This window comes from Bacillus sp. SRI_025 (assembly GCF_057592095.1).
This window is the reverse complement of record NZ_JBYEGB010000003.1, coordinates 235,507-258,196: the sequence shown is the minus strand read 5'-3', so window position 1 is coordinate 258,196 and position 22,690 is coordinate 235,507. Positions and strand designations below refer to the sequence as shown.

The 22,690-nt window shown below is 41.6% G+C and carries 25 protein-coding genes and 1 riboswitch; of the genes, 17 read left to right on the top strand and 8 right to left on the bottom strand.

What is annotated here, in order from left to right:
- The first annotated feature begins 29 nt into the window (after positions 1-29).
- The 3 genes from cls (at position 30) to pepF (ending at position 4,914) form a co-directional block, all read left to right on the top strand.
- A complete protein-coding gene (cls, locus tag AC20OE_RS11040; protein ID WP_059374949.1) occupies positions 30-1,550 on the top strand; it encodes a cardiolipin synthase in 1,521 nt (506 codons plus the stop codon).
- Between the two features lie 162 nt (positions 1,551-1,712).
- The gene (locus AC20OE_RS11035) at positions 1,713-2,873 is read left to right on the top strand and encodes a competence protein CoiA (protein WP_487268853.1); all 1,161 of its coding nucleotides are present in this window, start codon (positions 1,713-1,715) and stop codon (positions 2,871-2,873) included.
- Positions 2,874-3,087: 214 nt separating this feature from the next.
- Positions 3,088-4,914, top strand: a complete 1,827-nt coding sequence (pepF, locus tag AC20OE_RS11030; protein WP_282960901.1) for an oligoendopeptidase F — start codon at positions 3,088-3,090, stop codon at positions 4,912-4,914.
- A 106-nt stretch (positions 4,915-5,020) separates the two neighbouring features.
- Here pepF and AC20OE_RS11025 read toward each other — a convergent pair whose 3' ends face one another.
- The 5 genes from AC20OE_RS11025 to AC20OE_RS11005 form a co-directional block, all read right to left on the bottom strand.
- Entirely contained in the window at positions 5,021-5,194 is a 174-nt protein-coding gene (locus AC20OE_RS11025; protein WP_039177829.1) for a hypothetical protein, read from the bottom strand.
- Positions 5,195-5,490: 296 nt separating this feature from the next.
- On the bottom strand, positions 5,491-6,402 hold the full coding sequence (locus AC20OE_RS11020; RefSeq protein ID WP_039177830.1) for a ClpXP adapter SpxH family protein: 912 nt from the start codon (positions 6,400-6,402) through the stop codon (positions 5,491-5,493).
- Positions 6,399-6,797: a globin domain-containing protein gene (locus AC20OE_RS11015; RefSeq protein WP_487268852.1), complete on the bottom strand. Its 399-nt coding sequence runs from the start codon at positions 6,795-6,797 to the stop codon at positions 6,399-6,401. The genes AC20OE_RS11020 and AC20OE_RS11015 overlap by 4 nt, the downstream gene beginning before the upstream one ends.
- 275 nt (positions 6,798-7,072) lie before the next feature.
- Positions 7,073-7,840 (bottom strand): lytic transglycosylase domain-containing protein, encoded by a 768-nt coding sequence (locus tag AC20OE_RS11010; RefSeq protein ID WP_039177832.1) that lies wholly within the window; start codon positions 7,838-7,840, stop codon positions 7,073-7,075.
- A 21-nt stretch (positions 7,841-7,861) separates the two neighbouring features.
- A complete protein-coding gene (locus tag AC20OE_RS11005) occupies positions 7,862-8,440 on the bottom strand; it encodes a CYTH domain-containing protein (RefSeq protein ID WP_144491081.1) in 579 nt (192 codons plus the stop codon).
- A gap of 235 nt (positions 8,441-8,675) precedes the next feature.
- Between AC20OE_RS11005 and AC20OE_RS11000 the strand changes: the two genes are divergently transcribed.
- From AC20OE_RS11000 to AC20OE_RS10985, 4 genes are all read left to right on the top strand, one after another.
- Complete coding sequence (locus tag AC20OE_RS11000) at positions 8,676-9,041, top strand: UPF0738 family protein (protein ID WP_126682009.1); 366 nt, start codon at positions 8,676-8,678, stop codon at positions 9,039-9,041.
- Positions 9,042-9,074: 33 nt separating this feature from the next.
- The gene (gene yjbM, locus AC20OE_RS10995; protein WP_039177834.1) at positions 9,075-9,704 is read left to right on the top strand and encodes a GTP diphosphokinase; all 630 of its coding nucleotides are present in this window, start codon (positions 9,075-9,077) and stop codon (positions 9,702-9,704) included.
- 63 nt (positions 9,705-9,767) lie between these two features.
- Positions 9,768-10,568, top strand: a complete 801-nt coding sequence (locus tag AC20OE_RS10990; RefSeq protein ID WP_041089854.1) for an NAD kinase — start codon at positions 9,768-9,770, stop codon at positions 10,566-10,568.
- A gap of 17 nt (positions 10,569-10,585) precedes the next feature.
- Positions 10,586-11,482: an RluA family pseudouridine synthase gene (locus AC20OE_RS10985; protein WP_186315147.1), complete on the top strand. Its 897-nt coding sequence runs from the start codon at positions 10,586-10,588 to the stop codon at positions 11,480-11,482.
- A 37-nt stretch (positions 11,483-11,519) separates the two neighbouring features.
- On the opposite strand, the gene prpE is transcribed toward AC20OE_RS10985, so the two are convergent.
- A complete protein-coding gene (gene prpE / locus AC20OE_RS10980) occupies positions 11,520-12,263 on the bottom strand; it encodes a bis(5'-nucleosyl)-tetraphosphatase PrpE (RefSeq protein ID WP_039177836.1) in 744 nt (247 codons plus the stop codon).
- A 162-nt stretch (positions 12,264-12,425) separates the two neighbouring features.
- Here prpE and AC20OE_RS10975 point away from each other — a divergent pair, with 162 nt between their 5' ends.
- From AC20OE_RS10975 to AC20OE_RS10930, 10 genes are all read left to right on the top strand, one after another.
- Complete coding sequence (locus AC20OE_RS10975; RefSeq protein WP_039177837.1) at positions 12,426-14,267, top strand: monovalent cation:proton antiporter family protein; 1,842 nt, start codon at positions 12,426-12,428, stop codon at positions 14,265-14,267.
- A gap of 59 nt (positions 14,268-14,326) precedes the next feature.
- Positions 14,327-14,436, top strand: a riboswitch (TPP riboswitch).
- Positions 14,437-14,514: 78 nt separating this feature from the next.
- The gene (gene tenA / locus AC20OE_RS10970; protein WP_039177838.1) at positions 14,515-15,225 is read left to right on the top strand and encodes a thiaminase II; all 711 of its coding nucleotides are present in this window, start codon (positions 14,515-14,517) and stop codon (positions 15,223-15,225) included.
- Positions 15,200-15,817, top strand: coding sequence for a thiazole tautomerase TenI (gene tenI / locus AC20OE_RS10965; RefSeq protein WP_039183061.1), 618 nt, complete (start codon positions 15,200-15,202; stop codon positions 15,815-15,817). Before tenA ends, tenI begins: the two co-directional genes overlap by 26 nt.
- Positions 15,801-16,913 (top strand): glycine oxidase ThiO, encoded by a 1,113-nt coding sequence (gene thiO / locus AC20OE_RS10960; RefSeq protein WP_487268851.1) that lies wholly within the window; start codon positions 15,801-15,803, stop codon positions 16,911-16,913. Before tenI ends, thiO begins: the two co-directional genes overlap by 17 nt.
- A complete protein-coding gene (gene thiS / locus AC20OE_RS10955) occupies positions 16,910-17,113 on the top strand; it encodes a sulfur carrier protein ThiS (protein ID WP_039177840.1) in 204 nt (67 codons plus the stop codon). The genes thiO and thiS overlap by 4 nt, the downstream gene beginning before the upstream one ends.
- Positions 17,114-17,117: 4 nt before the next feature.
- The gene (locus AC20OE_RS10950; RefSeq protein ID WP_487268850.1) at positions 17,118-17,885 is read left to right on the top strand and encodes a thiazole synthase; all 768 of its coding nucleotides are present in this window, start codon (positions 17,118-17,120) and stop codon (positions 17,883-17,885) included.
- Positions 17,882-18,895 (top strand): thiazole biosynthesis adenylyltransferase ThiF, encoded by a 1,014-nt coding sequence (locus AC20OE_RS10945; protein WP_487268849.1) that lies wholly within the window; start codon positions 17,882-17,884, stop codon positions 18,893-18,895. Before AC20OE_RS10950 ends, AC20OE_RS10945 begins: the two co-directional genes overlap by 4 nt.
- Positions 18,896-18,911: 16 nt before the next feature.
- Positions 18,912-19,718 (top strand): bifunctional hydroxymethylpyrimidine kinase/phosphomethylpyrimidine kinase, encoded by an 807-nt coding sequence (thiD, locus tag AC20OE_RS10940; protein ID WP_487268848.1) that lies wholly within the window; start codon positions 18,912-18,914, stop codon positions 19,716-19,718.
- A gap of 149 nt (positions 19,719-19,867) precedes the next feature.
- Positions 19,868-20,644, top strand: a complete 777-nt coding sequence (gene fabI, locus AC20OE_RS10935; protein ID WP_039177844.1) for an enoyl-ACP reductase FabI — start codon at positions 19,868-19,870, stop codon at positions 20,642-20,644.
- 114 nt (positions 20,645-20,758) lie between these two features.
- Positions 20,759-21,433: a CotO family spore coat protein gene (locus AC20OE_RS10930; RefSeq protein ID WP_487268847.1), complete on the top strand. Its 675-nt coding sequence runs from the start codon at positions 20,759-20,761 to the stop codon at positions 21,431-21,433.
- 34 nt (positions 21,434-21,467) lie between these two features.
- On the opposite strand, the gene AC20OE_RS10925 is transcribed toward AC20OE_RS10930, so the two are convergent.
- Together AC20OE_RS10925 and AC20OE_RS10920 are read right to left on the bottom strand one after the other, a co-directional pair.
- Positions 21,468-21,911: a CotY/CotZ family spore coat protein gene (locus tag AC20OE_RS10925; protein ID WP_047201813.1), complete on the bottom strand. Its 444-nt coding sequence runs from the start codon at positions 21,909-21,911 to the stop codon at positions 21,468-21,470.
- 203 nt (positions 21,912-22,114) lie between these two features.
- The gene (locus tag AC20OE_RS10920) at positions 22,115-22,606 is read right to left on the bottom strand and encodes a CotY/CotZ family spore coat protein (protein ID WP_003211658.1); all 492 of its coding nucleotides are present in this window, start codon (positions 22,604-22,606) and stop codon (positions 22,115-22,117) included.
- Between the last annotated feature and the right edge of the window lie 84 nt (positions 22,607-22,690).

Below are 22,690 nucleotides of genomic sequence, written 5' to 3'. Positions count from 1 at the left end.
AATAAAGAGATCGGCAAGGAGAAAATGAAATGAGAAATTTAGTCAAAGTTCTATTTTTTCTAATCATTACGTTAGGTGCTTATTTAATCGTCCAATTGATTGCCGGTGATTTAGCGGTAAGTGTATTAAGTTCAGTCAGTGTTCTATTTACTTTATCGATTATTTTCATCGGATTTGTTATTTTCTTGGAGAACCGGAATCCGTCTCACACGATTACATGGCTTGTCCTGCTGGGCAGCTTTCCGTTATTCGGCTTTTTGTTCTACATTTTCTTTGGACGCAATATCAAAAAGCGCCGGCTGTTTGAAAAGAAAGCGGTATTGGATGAGCAGTTAATCCAGGAAGATGAACGTATTCATAGAGAAGCAATTGAAAAAATGACGCATATGGGTGATCATCAGCAGCTCTTATTTAAGCTGGCCCACAGACTTGGACATACTCCTATTACATATCGCACGTCCTCTAAAGTCTTAACCAATGGTGAAGAGACATTCTCTCATATTTTTGAAGAGATCAAAAAAGCAACACATCACATTCATTTAGAATATTACATTCTCCGCCACGATGACCTTGGCCAAGAATTAAAGGACATTCTAATTGAAAAAGCGAAAAATGGCGTAATTGTCCGCTTTTTATATGACGATGTAGGGAGCTTAAAGCTTTCTCGTCAATATATTGCTGACCTAGAAAAGGCTGGCGTTCAGATCGTTCCATTTTTACCAGTAAGGCTCCCTCTTTTAAATAATAAAATTAACTTCCGAAATCATAGAAAAATTGTTGTTATTGATGGAGAAGTGGGGTTTGTCGGCGGGCTTAATATCGGTGACGAATATATGGGCAGAAGCAGACAATATGGATTCTGGCGTGATACACATCTGATGATTAAGGGCGAAGCTGTTCGTGACCTCCAGCAGATTTTCATGCAGGATTGGTACTATATGACGAATGAAAGATGCTCAGGTGTGGACTATTTCAAAGATTTCAGCCACCTTGAGAGTACAACAGAAGGCGTACAAATGATTGCTGGTGGGCCTGACAAGCAGTGGGAGGTCATTAAAAATCTCTTTTTCTCTATGATCATCTCCGCTAAAAAGTCCATCTGGATCGCTTCACCGTATTTTGTCCCGGATGATGATATTTTGTCCGCATTGAAAATTGCCGCATTGAGCGGAGTAGATGTCCGGATTATTGCTCCAAAGAATCCAGATAAACGGATTGTGTTCCATGCTTCTCGTTCATACTTCCCAGAGCTTCTTGATGCAGGGGCGAAGGTGTACGAGTATGATCAAGGCTTTATGCATAGTAAATTTATTATTGTGGATAATGAACTGGCTTCAATTGGAACAGCAAACATGGATATGAGAAGCTTTCATTTGAACTTTGAAGTGAATGCCTTCCTCTATAAAACGAAAAGCACAGAGAAGCTTGTCAACGATTTCTTAGGTGATTTAGAGCAGTCACATGAAATTGTGTCTGAAGAGTTCGCAAAGAGACCTTTGAGGGTCAGACTGTTTGAATCAACTGCAAGATTATTATCACCACTTTTATAAAGATTGTATTTTCCCTCTTTTCTATAAGGGGGATTTTTTATTTTACGGAAGTTATGATCAGTAAAATCATTTTTTGACACGGTAAAAATTCATTTTCCCTATTCGCTTTCTTATAGACGAACAAGCTATAATACGGGCATCAAAGAGCGAGGGGCGAACTGAATGAATGCAGCAATGATGGATAACGGTAAGCTTATCCGAATTACACATCATCTATCGAAAAGCCGGCTGGAGCATGTAAGAACGACGTGCAAATTTTATTGTCCTGAATGTAGGGAGGAGGTGCAATTAAAGCTAGGGGAGCATCGTGTCTATCATTTTGCGCATAAACAGCTGACAGCATGTTCGTTAGCCTCAGGCGAAACGGCTTATCATCAGGCGGGAAAGGAAGCCATTATGAATTGGCTGAAGCGGCTTGGACATAAACCTGCGCTGGAAAAATATATGTCAAAGGTTCATCAGCGTCCTGATGTGACCGTCACTATAGGAAATGAAACCTATGCAATCGAATTTCAATGTGCTAATATTTCCCGGCAGGAGCTGCGCAGAAGAACAGCAGGTCTCCGTGAAGCAGGTCTCTTTCCAATATGGATGATAGGGGCAAATCGTTTGAAACGAAAATCTGCCCAGCTTTTTTCTTTCTCCTCCATTCATTGGGGAATTTTAAGGGAATCAGAGAAAAGGCGGTTGATTTTTTTCTGCCCGCTTCAAAATAAGTTCATCCATCTTGATCAATTTCTCGTGTTTCAACCAACGAAAATATGTGCGGCAATGACTGTCAGATCACCTTCCGCATACAGCAAAATTCCTGCACTCCTATCTCCGCCCTCAAGCAAGTGTCAAGTAAACCAACAATGGTTTAAATGTATACAGCAATTTAGGCAGCGTACTCCTCGCATTTTATCAAATGAAAGCAAACGTTTGAGAGATATTTTTTATGAGCATCATCAAACGGCATTCCCTTTTTTGCCGACTGCATTATTTATCCCGGTGCAAGAAGCGTATATCTTTACAAGTCCCGTATATGTTTGGCAAGGTTGCCTCTATGATTGGATGATGAGGAAAAAGGGAAGCAGGCGAGTAACGATTCAACAGCTCATGAAAGAAATCAACCGGTGTGTGCAGATGAAAGAAGTGAAACTCCGATATAGTGATGTGTCAAGAGAAGAAATAAAAGGGGTGGTCACTGCATATGTAAAGGCGCTTGTAAGACAAGGGTATTTACATATGACGAAAGAGGGTAATTATGAAGTATCGTCGAATCAAATGCCAATACAAACACTTGATGAAGTGCTAAAACGAGATGCTTTCTTATTTCATTAGCATGTTTCATGACCACTTTGATCATGATAAGAAAAAGGTGGTGCTGCTATTGAATCGAAAGAAACGCTTTTTTCTCATTTTTTTAGTCTGTTTGGTATTTATTTCTGCATATGATTTGACAAATATAGTTCAAAACAAAGAAGATAAATACAACACCAATTTCTTTCACTTTCCGAAAGGTTGGTTCAACACAACTCATGCAAGGGGGATTCATATGACTTCACAAAACAAAAACAATCATCTACCAGACAGAAGCGAAGTAAAAGAAGAAAACAAATGGCGCCTTGAAGATATTTTTGAAAGCGTCGATGCATGGAACAAGGAATTCGAAGCGGTCAAAAAAGAAATTCCGAAGCTGGCACAATTTAAAGGCAAGCTGGCCCATTCTGCTGATGTCCTGTATGAAGCCCTAACCTTTCAGGATCAACTTTCTGAAAAGCTTGGCAAGCTTTATACATATGCGCACATGAAATACGATGAAGATACAACGAACTCATCCTTTCAGGCGTTAAATGATAAAGCCTCGAATCTATTTACACAGCTGTCTAGTACATCTGCTTATATTGTTCCAGAGATTTTATCAATTCAAGAAGATAAATTGCAGCAATTTATTTTGGAAAAAGAAGAATTAAAACTGTATTCTCATGCTCTCGAAGAAATTAATAAAGAGCGTCCACATATTTTAAGTGAGGAACAAGAAGCTTTATTAGCTGAGGCCTCTGAACCACTTTCATCTGCATCTACTACTTTTAGTATGTTTAACAACGCCGATATTTCGTTCCCTTCTGTAAAGGATGAGAATGGAGAGGAAAAGAAAATTACCCACGGCAACTTTATTACATTTTTAAATAGTGATGATCGTGAAGTGAGAAAGAATGCCTTTAAAGCTGTGTATAAAACGTATGATCAGTATAAGAACACACTTGCTTCTACACTAAGCGGTTCAATTAAAAAGGATAATTTTTATGCAAAAGTACGAAATTACAAATCGGCAAGAGAAGCAGCACTATCACGAAACAGCATTCCAGAAGAAGTGTATGACAATCTAATTGATACAGTTCATCAATATTTACCGTTGTTACACCGCTATATTGAATTACGCAAAAAGGTATTAAAGCTTGATGAAGTGCACAATTACGACTTGTATACACCACTTGTGAAAGATGCTGGCATGAAGCTCACCTACGATGAAGCAAAGGATTATATGCTGAAAGGGTTAGCGCCATTAGGAGAAGAATATGTGTCCGTGTTAAAAGAAGGACTCGAAAATCGCTGGGTAGACGTTTATGAGAATAAAGGGAAACGAAGCGGTGCTTATTCATCAGGAAGCTATGGTACAAATCCATATATCCTCATGAACTGGCAGAATAACATTGATAATTTGTTTACGCTGGCTCATGAATTTGGGCACTCTGTACACAGCTACTACACGAGAAAACACCAGCCATATCCGTATGGAAACTATAGTATCTTTGTAGCTGAAGTGGCTTCCACTACAAATGAAGCGTTACTAGGCGAATACCTGCTTAATCATTTAGACGATAAAAAACAGCGCTTGTATGTATTAAACCACTTGTTAGAAGGATTTAGAGGAACAGTATTCAGACAAACGATGTTTGCTGAGTTTGAGCATCTTATTCATGTGAAAGCACAAGAAGGAGAGGCTTTAACGCCAGAATTTATGACGAACCTTTATTATGACCTGAACAAGAAGTATTTTGGTGACGGCATGGTGGTTGATAAGGAAATTGGATTAGAGTGGACGAGAATTCCTCATTTCTATTACAACTATTATGTGTATCAATACGCGACAGGCTATAGTGCGGCGCAGGCATTAAGCAAGCAAATCTTACAAGAAGGAAAACCAGCGGTAGAGCGCTATACAGATTTCCTTAAAGCAGGAAGCTCTGATTATCCAATCAATGTGCTGAAAAAAGCTGGTGTTGATATGGCTTCTAAAGAACCAATTGAAGCAGCATGCCAATTGTTTGAAGAAAAACTAAAAGAAATGGAAGAGCTCATCTCCAAAACAGGTGAGTAATGAAAAGACTTCTGTCAGACGTGTGAGTGCCAGCTCATCTTTTGACAGGAGTTTTTTTCTCATAAAAAAGACCTCTTCAGATGTAGAGGCCAATCCTTTTTAATGATCAACCTTTAAAACCTCTAAAGGTCTTACGGTGATTCATTCGATAAAGCGTAAAAAGAATCGCAGCAAATAAGAGTGGAGACGTCAAATAAAGAGGAAGCATTTTCATTAAGCCTAATATATTTAAAAAGAAACATAAGCCAATGGCAACAAGTCCAATAGTTGTGCTGCGCATGCAGATCCCCCCATTTTTTTGTTACTTTTACTATATGAAAGTGACAACCCTCTTATGTTTTGTGACAAAAATATGAACATATAGTATATCTGTTGTCATAAGTCGACAAAATTTGATATACTACAGATGTGAAATTAATCACATACAAACATTACCCCTTTGTTTGACCGTGAAAAATTTCTCCCATCCCCTTTGTTGTCGTTAAGACATAGTGAAACCGCGCTTATCCCGGCGCGGTTTCTTCGTGTCTATAAATAGAACAAATGTTCCTTTTTGAAGTAAAGAAAAAACATGGGTCAGCACCCATGTTCATTTTCACAGCGATATACATCAAGATCTGTATGGTTGTCATTCTCTTTATAGCGCCAAAACATTTCTTGCTGCACTTGTACACGTTCTACCTTTTGAGCGAAAGCTAGCTTCTTCATTTCTCGTTCAACTTCTTCAAGCGTCAGGTCATAAACAACGGCTATCTCTTTTGCGGATGCAAATTGAAAGTATGCAATAAACCATTCAATTGGAGGCCGTTCAGATGGTGTTGGTTTTTCACCAATCATTTCAAAAAGAATTTCCTCGTATATATCATAAGAGTAGGCACCTGAAATTTTTAATCCTTCATCTCCATTTACGGTATTAAAAAAGGCGAAGGTCGGAAGCTCAGATACGTCCATTTCAGCTGCAATTTTCATATCACATTGTAGTGCTTTCACCGCACTTTGAGAATGAATGTCGCGCTGGAATTCCTCGATGTCCAGACCAGCACTTTTTGCATTTTCTATCAGCACCTGCTCACTTGTGACATCTTGCTGATGGCAAAAAAGCGATTCTTGAATGAGACGCAAAAATTTCATTCCGCATTTTCTTCCTTGAAGCTCCGCTGCTTTTAATGCGAGTGAGGCGAGGTAGGGTGATGTCACAATTTGTTCAGACAGCATTTGTTCTTTTTTGGTCTGCGTTTTAGTGGCAAATTTCCCCCATGCTTCAGTCAGTAAATGTTTCTTTCTTTTCCGATTCAATGCATTAATACTAGAACTTGTTACTGTTCGTAAAGTGAAAAAACGGCCATATTTCATTTTCAATTTTTTAATGGATGGCTCTAATAACCAGCAGTCTGGGCTTAGAGGATCAATGAATACATAGATTTCAATCGGCTTTTGAGGATGTCCGTGACAGTGTGAGAAATATTGATCGTGCGAATTGCAGCTCAAGATCGTCCATCCTTTTCAGGTGTTTGGTTGACCATATGACGAGCCGTCAGAGAAAGCCGTTCAAATAAAAAGTCACGAATATCGCCGGTTAGTCCTACTTGATCCATTGCATCCTCCATGCATTCAAGCCATGCGTCCGCCCGCTCCTCAGTAATCGGAAAAGGGAGATGTCTCGCCCGCAGCATTGGGTGGCCATGCTCCTCTCTATAAAGCGGTGGTCCGCCTAAATATTGCGTTAAAAACTGTTTTTGTTTTCTTGCTGTTTCTTTTAAGTCATCCGGGAAAATAGGATGAAGCAAAGGATGACACTTTACATTTTCATAAAAAGTATCAACAAGTTGCGATAGAAGTTCCTCTCCAACCGCTTCGTAAGGTGCGTTAAACGATTGTACCATGTTGACTACTCCTTTTACTCGTAGTTAATAGGATGACTCACCCTATTGCGCATTTCATTTATTTCAAAAGTGATATTCAGTTTGTTCTATTTTATTGTTTCTATTCTTGTACTTATTTTAACAACCTCATCTCAATTCCACAAACAAACAGCTTTGGTCTGCTCGAAATAAAGAGTGGGGCGGGTTCCGTGATCAATTGACCATATCATAACACATTCAGTCAAAAAAGGGGGAAAAGCGACATACAAAAAACCGAAGAGGTTATTCTCTTCGGTTTAAGCGAAATATTGAGCTGTGATTTTCTTTACATAATTTTGTGTTTCTTTAAATGGAGGGATGCCCCCGTATTTATCTACATTTCCTGAACCTGCATTATAGGCAGCTAAGGCGAGTGAGATATTTCCGTTATATTTCTGAAGCATTTGTTTTATATACTTCGTTCCGCCTTCAATGTTTTGGGCAGCATCAAAGGCATTGTTGACGCCAAGTGACTTAGCCGTAGATGGCATGAGCTGCATGAGACCAAGCGCACCTGCATGGCTGACAGCATTCGTGCGATAGCCGGATTCCTGCTTGATGACTGCGTGAATGAGCTTTTCAGGAACGCCATGCTTTTGAGCCATTTGTGACACGATTTGATTAATCTCTTTTGATGATGAGCCACTGGAGACAGCCTTTTGAAGCGGCGGTGTGTAGCTGTTGTTTAAGACATTTCCAATGCCATTCGCTGTATTTAATTGATTGTCATTTGCATATAAAGATTGAGCCTCAAGCTGATCACTGCCGGCAATCGCAGATAAATATGGGTTTGTACGCGCATATTGCGTGTTCGGAGCCGTTGATGGATCCGTGCCCATAAAAGCAGAGATGGAAAGCGGGAGACGTGATAATTCTGATCCGCCTAAAAAATCTTGCAGCAGCGACTGAAATGAAGCTTGGGCATTCGATTCTTGACCCGCAGACATTTGCGTTTGTGCTGGATCTGTTTGTAACGTTTTAAGCGCTTGAAGCTGCATAAAGGATTGAAGTTGATTAACGTTCATCATGTTCCTCCTTCAAGGAATTCATCTATTCTGTGTTTTCATTTTTTCTTCATAAAAACGAACGACTTTGTTTTTCGTGTTTCGTACTGGGATATGAAATTTGCGGAGCAATGCGGAGAAAGCGGCTTGTCCGATTTCCAGGTCGCTCACTTCAAATTCAAGTTCATAGTCCTCTACTGTTAAATATCGGCTGTGATCCAAAACAATTAAGCCTTCTTGGATCATTTTTTCTGCTCTTGACGTTTCAAGTGAACCAAAGTACACAATTTGATCCTTTTGAATGTTCAGGTGGGCTAATCTGTCCGCAACTTCACCTTCTGGCAGCTCAAAATCGTTAAGTTGTGATGGGGGAGCAATCGTTTGGTGGGTTTCAAGCAAGCCTATCTCGTGCGGTTCCTTTAATGTGAGCACCCATTGACCGTTTTTTTCTCTCATTCTTAATGCAGCCAATTGAGATTTTATATCAAATTGAGGTGTATCAAAATAATAGTTGGTTTGTGTGTGGAAATCCGCATCCTTCAATTGAAAATGCTGTTTCAGCTGATCAAATTCTTCTTTCATTAATAATTGTTTTAGTTCTATTTCAATTTCCTGTGCCATTTTGACATCAACCTTTCATTTAGAAGAAATATGATTATTGTACATGAAGTGTGTTCACCATGTAAAAGACTGTTTTTTCTCTTTATTTTCTTTAGACGTGGACCAAATTGAATGAAGAATCGTGGGAAAGAATCATTTAAAAGAGAAAAACAGGATTTTCTCCAAAAGTTCGGTTTATCAATATTGAACTTGATATGATAAAATAAAGCTGTACTTTGTTGTAAAGGAGATCATGATGCAAAACAGAATTGAAATCACAGAAGCAACTTTAAAAGAAGACAGGCTGATTTTGACAATCCAGTCAGAAGAGCAAATCAAAAAAGCAAAAGCATCAGGACAAATGCTTGTTGATTCTGATCACTTTGCGTTCGTTTACATACTTGAAACCGAGGAGTCCTTTTCGTATCTTATTTTAGGGGAACATACATGGGCTCCATTAAAAGAAGCAATGAATCGTGACATCCCTGTCTATTTGGCATCGGATGAATATTCGCTGGAACTCATTCAGCTTCAACAGGAATTACATTATTTAATCGACAATATTAAAGACAATGCCAATTACGGAGATATGGAAGAGAAAGTGAAAAGCACATTCCTCTGAAATAATTAGGTATATGGAATTGGGGGAAGTTTCATGGACAAAAAACAATGGGATCAATTCCTCGCACCGTATAAACAAGCAGTCGAAGAATTAAAAGTGAAACTAAAAGGCATTCGAAAGCTGTATGAATTCGAGGATGACCATTCACCAGTAGAATTTGTCACAGGCCGAGTGAAACCCGTTGCCAGCATATTAGAAAAGGCAAAGCGTAAAAACATCCCGATGCATGAGATTGAAACGATGCAGGATATTGCTGGGCTTCGCATTATGTGCCAGTTTGTAGAAGATATACAAGTCGTGAAAAAAATGCTCCAGTCACGTAAAGATTTTGTGGTTGTAGATAAACGCGACTATATTGCAGAACATAAAGAAAGCGGATACCGCTCTTACCACCTTGTTGTGTTATATCCGCTGCAAACGATCAACGGAGAGAAGCAGCTCCTTGTCGAAATCCAAATTCGTACGCTTGCGATGAACTTTTGGGCGACCATTGAGCATTCTCTGAATTATAAATATAGCGGGAATATCCCGGAGAAGGTTAAGCTGCGCCTTCAAAGAGCATCTGAGGCAGCATCTCGTCTCGATGAAGAGATGTCCGAAATTAGAGGGGAAATTCAAGAAGCACAAGTGGCATTTTCCCGGAAAAAGAAAAACGACAGCTGAGCCAGTTTGATCAAATATGATGCTGCCCTCTCATAGCAGCAAGGTGAAAAAGGAGAAGAATTCATGAAATTTGCAGTTTCTTCAAAAGGGAATTCTGTATCTGACACGCTCAAAAGTAAAATTCAGACCTACTTATTGGATTTTGGTATGGAACTAAATGAAGAGGAACCGGATCTTGTCATTACGGTTGGTGGAGACGGCACCCTTCTTTATGCCTTTCACCGCTACAGCAGCCGTCTGAATGAAACAGCCTTTGTCGGTGTTCATACAGGTCATCTTGGCTTCTATGCTGACTGGGTGCCGAGTGAGATTGAAAAACTCGTCTTAGCCATTGCGAAAACGCCTTATCATATTGTGGAATATCCGATCTTAGAGGTCATTGTCAGATACAACGACGGCGGCAGAGAAGAGAAATATTTAGCAATGAATGAATGTACGATTAAAAGCATGGAAGGGACGCTTGTGGCAGATGTTGAAATCAGAGGACAGCTGTTTGAAACATTCAGAGGTGACGGCCTTTGTTTGTCTACTCCATCAGGCAGTACGGCCTATAATAAGGCACTTGGAGGCGCCATTATTCATCCTTCCATTAGAGCCATTCAGCTGGCAGAAATGGCTTCAATCAACAACAGAGTGTTTCGGACGGTCGGTTCACCGCTTATTTTGCCTGACCACCATACTTGTGTGATTAAGCCGAGGAATGATGTCGATTTTCAGGTGACGATTGATCATTTGACGCTGCTTCATAAAGACGTCAAATCCATTCAATGCCGGGTGGCAGATGAGAATGTCCGTTTTGCTAGATTTAGACCGTTTCCGTTTTGGAAAAGGGTGCAAGATTCCTTTATCGGAAAAGGAGAATAAGAAAGAGGTTGTTCTCGCTGGAATACTTTACGTTAAACAAAACCATGACAGCCAAAGAAGAAGGGCTGTTTTTAAAGGAATATTTAATTGATCTTGGTATTTCGAAAAGAATGCTGACGGATATTAAGTTTGATGGCGGTGACCTCCTCATTAATGGAGAGCATGTTACCGTGAGATATGAGCTGCATGAAGGGGACAGGCTCACCATTTTATTTCCCGAGGAAAAAGTGAGTGAAGGGCTGAAGCCTGCACCGATTCCGCTTGATATTATATTTGAGGACGAGCATGTCCTTGTGCTGAATAAAAGGCCGTATATTCCTTCGATCCCTTCTCGGGAGCACCCCGAGCACAGTATTGCGAATGGATTACTGCACCATTATGCCAAGCAGTCTGTTCGGCATACGGTTCATTTAGTGAACCGTCTTGATCGTGATACATCTGGCGTTATGCTTGTGGCGAAGCATCGTTTTGCCCATAGCCTTTTAGCTAAGGCACAAAAGAGTGGAGCGGTTAAGCGAACATACAGAGCGTTTACACATGGCATGATCACAGAAAAACATGGAACCATCGCTGCAAAAATTGCCCGAAAAGGGGATAGTATCATCGAGCGGATGGTTGATGATACTGGGCAGGAGGCAGTGACGCATTATACCGTGCGAGCAGTAATCGCTGAGTTAAATATGTCGGATGTGTCTCTCTCGCTTGAAACCGGGAGAACACATCAAATTCGTGTGCATATGCAATTTCTTGGGCATCCGCTCATCGGAGATACGCTGTATGGCGGAAGGGCCGAGCGGATAGACAGGCAGGCACTGCATAGTGAAACCCTTGTGTTTCCTCATCCGATGACAGGTGAGCAAATGACATTTTCAGCTCCGCTTCCTGATGATATGAAATCCTTGCTTTTTAATTAGAGAAACCCAGTCACCTGCATCGCAGGGCCGGGTTTTTTTATAATGTGAAATGCTGAAATCTTGAATCGTCATAAGGCATAGATGAGGGAACGGAGACCGTTTTAAGCTCAGGGTATGTGAGGGCAGACAGTTTGTTGCCAAATACACAGCCTGTATCAATATTGACGGTTCTGCCAACGAATCGAGGTTCTTTCACAGGTGTATGGCCGTACACAATCCACGGTTTTCCGTGATATTCCTTTGCCCAGTCCTTGCGAACAGGCCGTCCATCTGGCCATGTTTCTCCTGTGACGGCACCAAATAATAAGTAGGACCGCATCTGTTTATTCGGCTTTTTTCCAATATCCTTTTCCTTCATCGCTGCGTGTGCAATGATCAGCTCATCAGGAATGAGTACATCATAAAGCGGAGCCTTCTCAAATAACTGCTTAAATTCATGTGACAATTTGTTTTGTTCATGAGTTGGCAGTTTTTTTATTTCGTTCACTGTCGTTTCGATGCCATGAAGCAATTTGACGGGATTTCCTTTTAAATAACGATAAAGCTTAAAGCAATGGTTGCCAGGTACATATCGGATTGCGCCTTGTGAATAGGCATGAATGACAAATCGCATGACGTCTACTGACTGAGGCCCTCGATCTGTTAAATCGCCAACAAGGGCCAGCGTTCTCTTATCAGGATGGACGGGTAATCCATGTTTGAGTTCGTATCCTAGTTTGTGTATGAGGGTAAGCAGCTCTTCGTAGCAGCCGTGGATATCGCCAATGATATCGAATTTCATAAGGTTTCCTCCTGATTTTTTTCATCCATTCGTCGGATATAAAGAAGTTTGAATTTTAGAAAATATAACGAATGGCTTTCATTTCATTTAGGCAATTGTTAGAATCAATCCTTTAACGTAAGACTTATAAAATTAAACATGAATGTTAGGAGGCTTTAGCCAATGGAGCATACATCTGTTTCATCACTCGTTGTCGTTATTATTGTCGCCTTTTTCACCCCTATTTTATTGCACCGATTTAAGCTGACCATTCCGGTCGTTGTAGCTGAAATCATTATGGGGCTCATCATTGGGAAAAGCGGTCTTCAACTGGTTGTCGAACATGATGCGTGGTTAGATACATTATCCATGCTCGGTTTTATTTTTCTGATGTTTTTAAGTGGACTTGAAATAGATTTTTCTTCTTTTGAGTCAAAGAAGAAAGCACGAGAACTTCCAAATGGTTTAAAAGAACCAAATACATTTAAAGCAGCCACCATTATTTTTCTTGGGGTATTTTGTATTTCTTTTATCCTGTCCTATGCGTTTGTACTCGCAGGGTTTATCCAAAACGCCTTTTTAATGACGCTCATTATCTCTACCATCTCATTAGGCGTAGTGGTGCCAACCTTAAAAGAGGAAAAGTTGATGCAGACGAATATCGGTCAAATCATTCTGCTTGTAGCTGTCATTGCTGATTTGGTCACGATGATTTTACTTGCTGTGTTTTCCTCAATTTATGGAGATGGAACAGGGAACATGTGGCTTCTGCTCTTATTATTTGCTGCAGGCATTCTTCTTTATTTATTTGGCCGCGTATTTAAGACAAAGTCAATTTTTCAGTCGATGTCAAAAGGAACCGTGCAAATTGGGACAAGGGCAATCTTTACTCTCATTATAGTCTTAGTTGCCTTATCTGAATCACTCGGGGCTGAAAATATTCTTGGGGCGTTTTTAGCTGGCGTGCTTGTGTCCCTTCTTTCGCCAAATAAAGAGCTCGTTCAGCAGCTGGACTCATTTGGCTACGGATTTTTAATCCCGATCTTTTTTGTGATGGTCGGAGTGGATCTAAATATATGGGCACTGTTTAAGGACCCGACGATTATGATCATGATTCCGCTGCTGTTTATTGCGTTGCTTATAAGTAAGCTTATCCCAATTCTTTATTTGAAAAAATGGTATGACATGAATAAGGTCATCGGCTCAGGCTTTTTATTAACTTCAACATTATCTCTCGTCATTGCAGCTGCGACGATTGGTGAGCGGCTCGGTGTCATTGATCATAAAATGTCTGGAGCGCTGATTTTAGTTGCTGTGCTAACGAGTATTTTAACACCTGTTTGGTTTAAAGCGCTCTTTAAAAAAGAACAAGCGGCGAGCCATAAGAAGCGTGTGACCTTTATTGGTGCAAATCAGCTGACCTTACCTGTCACACTTGATTTGCATCATGATGAATATGACATTCGGATTTTGCATGTGTTTCAAGAAAATAAGGAAGCACTGCTGGCAGACTCTATCTTTGAAGTCGAATCAATTGAACAATACGACGATGAGACGCTGAGAAAGGCAGGCGTCGGCCAAGAGGATGTCCTTGTCGTCGCAACAGGCAGTGAGACAAAAAATAAGGAAATTGCTTTATTTGCAAAAGAAGAAGGTTCAAAACAAGTCATTGCAAGTGTCAACAAAGCTGAGGCAGAGCTGACATTGAAGGAAGCGGGCATTGATACGTTTTCTACTTTCCTTTCATCTAAAACGGTGCTAAGAGCTTTGATTGAAGCACCTGATGCGATTCGATTGCTAACAAATGAGGATTCTTCTTTGTATCAAATTCAAATGAACAATCATCGTTATCATAATGTCATGCTGAGAGAATTTCCTTTCACCGGTGATTTGGTATTTGTCCGGATTTTCAGAGGGGTAGACAGCTTAGTACCGCATGGAGATACGACACTTAGAAGCGGCGACCGTGTGCTTGTATCGGGCTCCCGGGAGTATGTAGCAGGACTAAGAGCCCAATTAGAATGACAATGAACCCTTGACCAATGAACAATTCCTGATTAAGATAGAGGTATAACATCATATATTTGATCCACTAGGGGAGTCCTTTAAAAGGGCTGAGATAAAAGTGTCGACTTTTAGACCCTCATTACCTGAACAGGTTCATACCTGCGTAGGGAAGTGGTGCGGTTTTTGACTATGCTTTTTACAAATTCCAAGCCACTTTCCACGCGGAAAGTGGCTTTTTTATATGGAAAAACAGGAGGAGAGGAACATGACGTTTTCAACAGAATGTAAAGAGGCTGCAGCAACGTGGTGGAATGGAAGCTTTACGCATCCTTTTGTCAAAGGGATTGGGGATGGCACACTTTCACTCGATCGTTTCACCTATTACGTGATGCAGGATTCGTATTATTTAACTCATTTTGCAAAGGTGCAGGCATATGGAGCGGCGATTAGTGAGGACTTACATACGACGGGCAGAATGGCGTATCATGCCCAGGGCACGTACGAAGCAGAGCTGTCGCTGCATAGGAAATTTACAGAGCTTCTGCAAATTTCTGATGAAGCCATTGAGAACTTTAAGCCTTCCCCGACTGCTTATGCGTATACCTCTCATATGTACCGGTCTGTAAAAAGCGGACGGTTTGAAGAGATTTTAGCCGCGTTATTACCGTGTTACTGGCTTTATTATGAGGTAGGTGAAAAGCTAAAACAAACAACACCTGACCATCCAATTTATCAAGAATGGATTTTGACATATGGAGGCGATTGGTTTAAGGAACTCGTTTTCGAACAGGTGAACCGCTTTGATGAACTAGCAGAAAAAGCACCAGAACATGTACGCGCCAATATGAAAGAAAATTTTGTGATTTCAAGCTATTACGAATATCACTTTTGGGAGATGGCGTATCAAAAAGAATTGTGGCAAACAGCATGCTTAGATGGGGTTGGTGCAAATGGAACTCCACGCAGTGACAAATGATTCGCTTCCTGCGGGTGAACTGATCAAACAAATAAAAGCCATTGCGTCTGAAGTGGATTTTATTCATATTCGGGAACGGTCTAAAACAGCAGGTGAGCTTGTTGATCTCGTGAAGAATCTCCTTTTAGAAGGTGTACCGAAAGAAAAGCTCGTGATCAATGACCGAGTAGACGTGGCGCTGCTAACCAATATTCACAGGGTGCATCTTCCGGGCCATAGCTTTTCGCCGAAAGAGCTGCGAAGAAAATTCCCTCACCTTCATGCAGGGGTGTCTGTCCATTCGATAGAAGAAGCGAAAGCAGCAGAGAAAAATGGAGCAGAGTATGTCATGTTTGGGCACGTATATGACACCTCTTGTAAACCAGGACTTCAGGCAAGAGGTGTACAGCTTGTGAAAGAACTGACTTCTGCACTAACAATTCCAGTGGTGGCCATCGGCGGGATGACCCCAGAACGAGTTCCAGAATTGAAACACGCTCATGTGAAAGGAATCGCTGTCATGTCTGGGATTTTTACTCATCATCAGCCGCGTATGATGGCACAAGCATTTTCTGAAAAGGTAAAGGAGAATCCTTATGAAAAAGCATTATGACGTTGCAATCATTGGTGGTGGAATCATAGGGATGTCAATCGCCTATCACCTTGCAAAAGCAGGAAAACAGGTGATCTTATTTGAAGCAAATGAGATAGGGAAGCAAACGACAAGTGCGGCTGCCGGGATGCTCGGTGCACATGCTGAAGGAGAGGGGCATGAGGATATTTTCTTTCAGGCAGGCAGAGCAAGCCAGGCATTATACGAAAAATTAAAGGTCGATCTTTTGCATGAATCAGGTATTGATATTCGGACTTCAGCAGGCGGCATCATGAAGGTCGCCTTTACTGAAGAAGAGAAGCAGGCCCTTTGCCGGATGCAGCATTTGTCTACGTTTAAGTGGCTTGATGCAAGCAGCGTAAAAAAATGCATGCCTCAAGTCACAGATCACATGCTGGGAGCAGGTTTGATTGAAGAGGATGTGCATGTTGAGCCTTATGCTGTATGCAGGGCTTTGTGGCAGGCGGCGGTCCGGTACGGAGCAGATGTGAAAGAGTGTACACCTGTGATCGAAGTGAAGCGGGACAAAGAAGTGTTAACTGTCAGAACAACGAAGGGCACATTCGCATGTGATGACCTGACAGTTGCAAGTGGTGTATGGTCTGGCCGTTTTTTTGAAGAGCTCGGATTATCGCATTCTCTTTATCCAGTAAAAGGAGAATGTGTGTCTGTATGGAATAATGGTCAGGCGCTCGCACACACCATTTATCATGATCATTGTTATATCGTTCAGCGAGATAGTGGAAAGCTTGTTATCGGTGCAACGATGAAGCCAAACGAGTGGCAGGCTGTTCCAACGCTTGGTGGCATGGAAGCTGTGATTCAAAAGGCGTCTCAGCTTATGCCTTCTATTAAAGAGATGCCGATTGAAGAGTGCTGGGCAGGCCTTCGTCCGGCGACAAACGATCGGCACCCCTATATCGGAAGACATCCCGAAGACAAACGTATTCTTTTTGCTGCAGGGCATTACAGGAATGGCATTTTACTTGCGCCGATTACTGGAGAAATCATTCGTGATCTCATATTAGACAAACCGGTCAAAGAAGAATGGCTTCACGCATTTCGTATTGGACGAAAGGAGGCACTATTCGTATGAAGATTCAATTGAATGGCAGAATCGTTGACTTCGATCAAGAGAATGGAACGATCTATGATCTTCTATCAGCCTATCAGCTTGAAAACCGTGTGGTGATCGTTGAAAAGAACCAAGAAATCATTGATAAAGAAGCGTTTCAACAAGTAGTAATTCAACCAAATGACACGATTGAAATCGTTCATTTTGTAGGAGGAGGATGATCCAATGCTGTACATTGGCGGAAAAACATTCACATCAAGACTATTACTCGGAACAGGGAAGTACCCATCATTTGAGGTTCAAAAAGAAGCGGTGAACGTATCGGAAGCCGAAATTTTAACCTTTGCTGTCAGAAGAATGAACATATTCGAAGCATCTCAGCCTAATTTTCTGGAGCAGCTTGATTTATCAAGATATACACTGCTTCCGAATACAGCTGGTGCAAGTACAGCAGAAGAGGCAGTGCGTATTGCCCGTTTAGCAAAGGCTTCTGGTCTGTGTGACATGATCAAGGTAGAAGTCATTGGCTGTTCAAGGTCTCTTTTGCCAGATCCAGTTGAAACATTAAAAGCATCTGAAATGCTGCTCGAAGAAGGATTTATTGTGCTGCCATATACTTCTGATGATGTGGTGCTCGCAAGAAAATTAGAAGAACTCGGTGTCCACGCCATCATGCCAGGTGCTTCTCCGATTGGTTCAGGCCAAGGCTTACTAAACCCTCTGAATCTCTCATTTATTATCGAGCAGGCGAAGGTGCCGGTCATTATTGATGCTGGCGTAGGTTCTCCCAAAGATGCAGCTTATGCGATGGAGCTTGGAGCTGACGCAGTATTACTAAATACCGCAGTCTCTGGTGCAAAGGATCCTGTGAAAATGGCAAAAGCAATGAAACTGGCGATTGAATCAGGAAGACTAGGCTATGAGGCAGGACGTATTCCCCTGAAAAACTATGGGACAGCGAGCAGTCCACAGGAAGGAATGCCTTCATTTTGAGCACTCGTTATTCACGCCAAGAGCTTTTTCAGCCAATTGGAATAGAGGGACAAAAGCGGCTAAATGACTCAAAGGCGGTCATTATTGGAGCGGGGGCACTTGGAACGGCTAGTGCAGAAATGCTCGTTCGTGCCGGCGTTGGATCTGTCACCATTTTGGACCGAGATTATATTGAATGGAGCAACCTTCAGCGCCAGCAGCTTTACACGGAGCAAGACGTGAAGGATCGGCTGCCAAAAGCTGTGGCGGCTGAAAAAAGACTCAAGCAAGTAAACAGTGACGTTTACGTCAAAGGAATCGTGATTGATGTGACTGCTCACAATATTGACGAACTGGTCAGCGGAGCTTCGATCATTGTCGATGCAGCGGATAATTTTGAGGTAAGAATGATTGCAAATGATGCTGCTGTCAAACATCAAATTCCGTTCCTTTATGGGGCCTGTGTAGCCAGTTATGGTATTCAATTTACTGTGATTCCTGGTGAGACGCCATGTTTACACTGTCTGCTTGAACATTTACCTGCACAAGGTATGACTTGTGATACAGCAGGTATCATTAGTCCAGTTGTGCAGCAGGTGGCCGCATATCAAGTGGCAGATGCACTTAAATATTTAACAGGACATCAAGTGACGCCAATATTAAAATCCTTCGATTTATGGAAAAATGAACGATCTGACATTCGGTCGGCTACATCTTTAAAGAAGAAGCAATGTCCAAGCTGTGGACTGAAGACGTATCCATTTCTTTCATATGACAAGAGAGCGAAGGCAGATGTACTATGCGGCCGCAATACGGTACAAATCCGCAGTGCAGCAGAAACACCGCCGCCTTTACATGAAGTGGCTCTTCGGTTAAAGAAAGCAGGGATGGATGTGCTTGAAAATCCATATTTGCTTTCATGTCAAAAGGATGAATTTAAGCTTGTCTTATTTAAAGATGGCAGAGCGCTTGTTCATGGAACCAATGATATTGCCAAAGCAAGAACTATTTATCATCAATGGATTGGCTAATGAGAGGTGTGAAGAAATGACGATCAAAAAAGCATTCACAATCGCGGGTTCTGATTCTGGCGGCGGAGCAGGCATTCAGGCAGATTTGAAAACTTTTCAGGAGCTCGGTGTGTATGGAATGTCTGCAATCACAGCGATAACTGCGCAAAACACACTAGGTGTTCATGGGATATATCCGCTTTCAATTGAGGCGTTAGAGCGTCAAATAAATGCAGTGGCAGAAGATATACTGCCAGATGCCGTCAAAACAGGGATGCTGTGGAGTGCAGACATGATCAAGATCGTAGCTGAAAAAACGGTTCAATATGATATGAAGCTGATTGTAGATCCAGTCATGATTGCAAAAGGAGGAGCCTCTTTATTAAATGAAGATGCGGTCTCTGCGATGAAAACACACTTGCTGCCTGTGAGCTATGCTGTAACGCCGAATCTTCCTGAGGCAGAAGTACTGTCAGGTATACGTATTCAGAGGAAAGAGGATCGCTATCTGGCAGCAGAGCGCCTTTATGAGCTCGGTACGAAACATGTTGTGATCAAAGGCGGCCATGGTCCATCTGATGGGATGATTACCGACCTGCTGTATGATGGAAAAGGCTTTATTGAAATCACAAATGAACATATCGATACACCACATACACATGGCACAGGCTGCACGTTTGCAGCAGCATTAACAGCTGAAATTGCGAAAGGTTATTCGATAAAGGAAGCCTTTGAAACAGCAGAAAGCTTTGTCCATGAAGCGATCAAATTCCCTTTACGAATTGGATCTGGACACGGGCCTACGAACCATTTTGCTTATCAGCAAAACAGAATCAAACGTTAAGGGAATCGAACCGCCTTCCTTGTGAGGGCGGTTTTTTTGCGAAAATGAAACTTTCTTTCAGAGGAAATTGTCATTCTCTTATGATCTGTGATAATATTATGATCAGGTACTAATACTATGTCTTGAAAAAATAGGAGGCTTTATTACATATGAACTTTTCTTTAGAAGGCCGTAATATCGTGGTGATGGGTGTTGCCAATAAACGAAGCATCGCATGGGGAATTGCCCGCTCACTTCATGAAGCTGGAGCTCGTTTGATTTTTACTTATGTTGGAGATCGCCTTGCTGAATCGGTAAAAGAGCTTGCAAGCACACTTGAGCGTGATGATTCAATTATTCTTCCGTGTGATGTGACAAGTGATGAAGAAATCGAAAAATGTTTTGCTGAAATTAAAGAAAAAGTACAAGTCATTCATGGCGTTGCGCATGCCATTGCATTTGCAAATAAGGAAGAGCTTGTTGGCGAATACTTGAACACGAATCGTGAAGGTTTCCTTTTGGCGCACAACATTAGTGCATACTCATTAACTGCTGTAGCAAAAGCAGCACGTCCATTAATGACAGAGGGTGGAAGCATTGTGACGCTTACATACCTAGGCGGAGAGCGTGTTGTATCTAACTACAACGTAATGGGTGTAGCGAAAGCATCACTTGAAGCAAGCGTGAAATATTTAGCAGCTGATTTAGGCGCAGAAGGCATCCGTGTGAACAGTATTTCGGCTGGTCCAATTCGTACGTTATCTGCAAAAGGCATCAGCGGCTTTAATACCATTCTGAAGGATATTGAAGAGCGTGCACCGCTTCGTCGTACAACAACTCCTGAAGAAGTTGGCGATACAGCTCTATTCTTATTCAGTGATCTATCTCGCGGCATGACAGGTGAGAATCTGCATGTTGATTCTGGCTTCCATATCATTGCCCGCTAAACGAATACATGACTTGCAGCATACCGATGAAGGGTATGCTGTTTTTTTATTTTTCTTCTGATTTGAGGCCTCTGTTCATATATATAAGGAATGAATCATTCGGGAGGGATTAGTATGTCAAATAAAGGTGATGAGAATCAAAAGCCGCTGATGTATATTGTTCAGCCGAGCTATCAAGAATCAAAGCCGGCCATGCAAAATATTGTGAGAAAGCGAAAGAAATCAGAGAAACAGCCAGAAAGTGATCACAATGCAAAAGGCGAGATCGAAGAAAGCACGCAGCAGGGACCTGCGGTTCAAGAAATAGAGCAGAAACAAGAAGCCGAGCCGTCTGCACTTCAGCAAGATCGAGATATAAAACAAGAAGCCGAATTTACAGAAGAACGAGATATCGCACAAGAGGCTGAGCATGCACAGGAACAACAGAATACACAAGAAACCGAGCTTACACAGGAACAAGAGATCATACAGGAACCAGAGCTCATACAAAAGCAAGAAGAGGGGAACCAGCCAGAAGGTGTCTTTCATGAAACAAAAGAAGAACCAAGAAGAAAACGAGTGAAAAAGCCTTTAAGTCAGATGAGTATTGATGAAAAAGTCGATTTTCTCACAAGGCTGCCTCATAATATGCCAAGAGCTCTTTGTCTGATTGAAGCTGATGGTAAAACATATAGAGGAATCATCATGGATCGAAAAGATGATACTGTGATCATTCGTACAGCAGGCGGGGGAAATCCAGTCGAATTAGCGATTGCTGAGATTTCTTCCATCCACCCGCTTGGTTTTTAACAAAGAAAAAAGTCCCATATAGGGACTTTTTTTGTTAGCAGTTACGGTTGATGAGTCTTGGGTTTAGGCACTCGATAGCGCAGAAGCAGTCAAGGTCTACTTCAACGCAATACTTCGATTTTTCTAATCGGAACACATCACATAAGGAATCTTTATCTGTAAAATCTAAAATATGACGGTCTTTGTCAAATGCGATAAGCAAGCTGAGTGTTGCACAGTGATCACAGATATGTTCGACTCTGAAAAATGCAGTGCTGAAGCAAGGGCCTGGATCTACTTCTCCGACATTTCCGAATGCGACGAATGGTTTTGATTTGGATGTAAAGAGAACAAACGGGACAGTGTCACCTAATGAATGTGATGGAGAAAGGAGATTGCTGTAACAGCTGGTCGGGCAATCTTCTTTGACAGCATTTTGTAAGTCGCTAATGTTTTCAACAGCCTCTGTTACACAGTTCCATGAATGTTTGCGGCTCATATTCAACCCTCCTATACTAGGAAATTTGTTTGAGTGTTTGAGCACTGTTATCATCTACAAGCTATCTTTGCCGGTTCGTGCATCTACTTTTAACCAATGCGGAAGCGGTCGCTACTTATGCCGACTGCTCCGCATAATTGGCTGTCATTCGTAAGGAAGGGGATGCTTTGACTCATGACAAGTTAGATGAGCGGCCTGTTGATTTAGCCGTGGTGATGATGCTTTTTATCTTTCGATGGCATGACTCTGTCGACAAGCTCTGGGTTTAAGCATTGGATTGCGCAGAAGCAGTTTAAATCAACCTCAATACAAAAGTCCGTTTTTTCTAGACCAAAGAAGTCAGGGTCACAAGGGTGACACACGCTTAGCGTATGTCCGTGTACATCAACAGGTCTTAATACAGATAACGTAGCACAGCAGTCGTGTAATTTTTCAACCCGGAAGAAAATAGATTCGAAGCATTGGCAATCGTCAACGAATCCTCCAATGTTTCCGAAAGTAGAGAACAACCCGCCCTTTTTATCAAAAAGTAAAAACGGAATCGTATCTTTTCCAGAAACTGTTGGGCTTAATAAATTACTGTAGCAGCTCGTAGGACATTTATCTTCTACAGCTTCCTGCTCTGCTAAAATCTTATCAACCGCATCGCATACACAGTTTTCATCATGTCGGCCATGGTGTTTTCCGCAGCTCATGGATTTCAGCTCCTTTAACAAGGTATTTGACTTTAGTCCTTAACAACATATGTATGCGCCCTCTAGTTGGTGTGGGTAAATGAC

Excerpts from the sequence above, each read along its gene's own strand:
- AC20OE_RS11010 (WP_039177832.1), bottom strand. The coding sequence starts at position 7,840 with ATGAACGTTAATCAACTTCAATCCTTTATGCAGCTTCAAGCGCTTAAA.
- AC20OE_RS11015 (WP_487268852.1), bottom strand. The coding sequence starts at position 6,797 with ATGGTACAATCGTTTAACGCACCTTACGAAGCGGTTGGAGAGGAACTT.
- AC20OE_RS10950 (WP_487268850.1), top strand. The coding sequence starts at position 17,118 with ATGCTGTACATTGGCGGAAAAACATTCACATCAAGACTATTACTCGGA.
- yjbM (WP_039177834.1), top strand. The coding sequence starts at position 9,075 with ATGGACAAAAAACAATGGGATCAATTCCTCGCACCGTATAAACAAGCA.
- prpE (WP_039177836.1), bottom strand. The coding sequence starts at position 12,263 with ATGAAATTCGATATCATTGGCGATATCCACGGCTGCTACGAAGAGCTG.
- AC20OE_RS10930 (WP_487268847.1), top strand. The coding sequence starts at position 20,759 with ATGTCAAATAAAGGTGATGAGAATCAAAAGCCGCTGATGTATATTGTT.
- AC20OE_RS10920 (WP_003211658.1), bottom strand. The coding sequence starts at position 22,606 with ATGAGCTGCGGAAAACACCATGGCCGACATGATGAAAACTGTGTATGC.
- thiD (WP_487268848.1), top strand. The coding sequence starts at position 18,912 with ATGACGATCAAAAAAGCATTCACAATCGCGGGTTCTGATTCTGGCGGC.
- cls (WP_059374949.1), top strand. The coding sequence starts at position 30 with ATGAGAAATTTAGTCAAAGTTCTATTTTTTCTAATCATTACGTTAGGT.
- AC20OE_RS11035 (WP_487268853.1), top strand. The coding sequence starts at position 1,713 with ATGAATGCAGCAATGATGGATAACGGTAAGCTTATCCGAATTACACAT.
- tenI (WP_039183061.1), top strand. The coding sequence starts at position 15,200 with ATGGAACTCCACGCAGTGACAAATGATTCGCTTCCTGCGGGTGAACTG.
- AC20OE_RS11005 (WP_144491081.1), bottom strand. The coding sequence starts at position 8,440 with ATGGCACAGGAAATTGAAATAGAACTAAAACAATTATTAATGAAAGAA.
- AC20OE_RS11000 (WP_126682009.1), top strand. The coding sequence starts at position 8,676 with ATGCAAAACAGAATTGAAATCACAGAAGCAACTTTAAAAGAAGACAGG.
- AC20OE_RS11025 (WP_039177829.1), bottom strand. The coding sequence starts at position 5,194 with ATGCGCAGCACAACTATTGGACTTGTTGCCATTGGCTTATGTTTCTTT.
- tenA (WP_039177838.1), top strand. The coding sequence starts at position 14,515 with ATGACGTTTTCAACAGAATGTAAAGAGGCTGCAGCAACGTGGTGGAAT.
- AC20OE_RS10925 (WP_047201813.1), bottom strand. The coding sequence starts at position 21,911 with ATGAGCCGCAAACATTCATGGAACTGTGTAACAGAGGCTGTTGAAAAC.
- thiO (WP_487268851.1), top strand. The coding sequence starts at position 15,801 with ATGAAAAAGCATTATGACGTTGCAATCATTGGTGGTGGAATCATAGGG.
- fabI (WP_039177844.1), top strand. The coding sequence starts at position 19,868 with ATGAACTTTTCTTTAGAAGGCCGTAATATCGTGGTGATGGGTGTTGCC.
- AC20OE_RS10990 (WP_041089854.1), top strand. The coding sequence starts at position 9,768 with ATGAAATTTGCAGTTTCTTCAAAAGGGAATTCTGTATCTGACACGCTC.
- AC20OE_RS10975 (WP_039177837.1), top strand. The coding sequence starts at position 12,426 with ATGGAGCATACATCTGTTTCATCACTCGTTGTCGTTATTATTGTCGCC.
- pepF (WP_282960901.1), top strand. The coding sequence starts at position 3,088 with ATGACTTCACAAAACAAAAACAATCATCTACCAGACAGAAGCGAAGTA.
- thiS (WP_039177840.1), top strand. The coding sequence starts at position 16,910 with ATGAAGATTCAATTGAATGGCAGAATCGTTGACTTCGATCAAGAGAAT.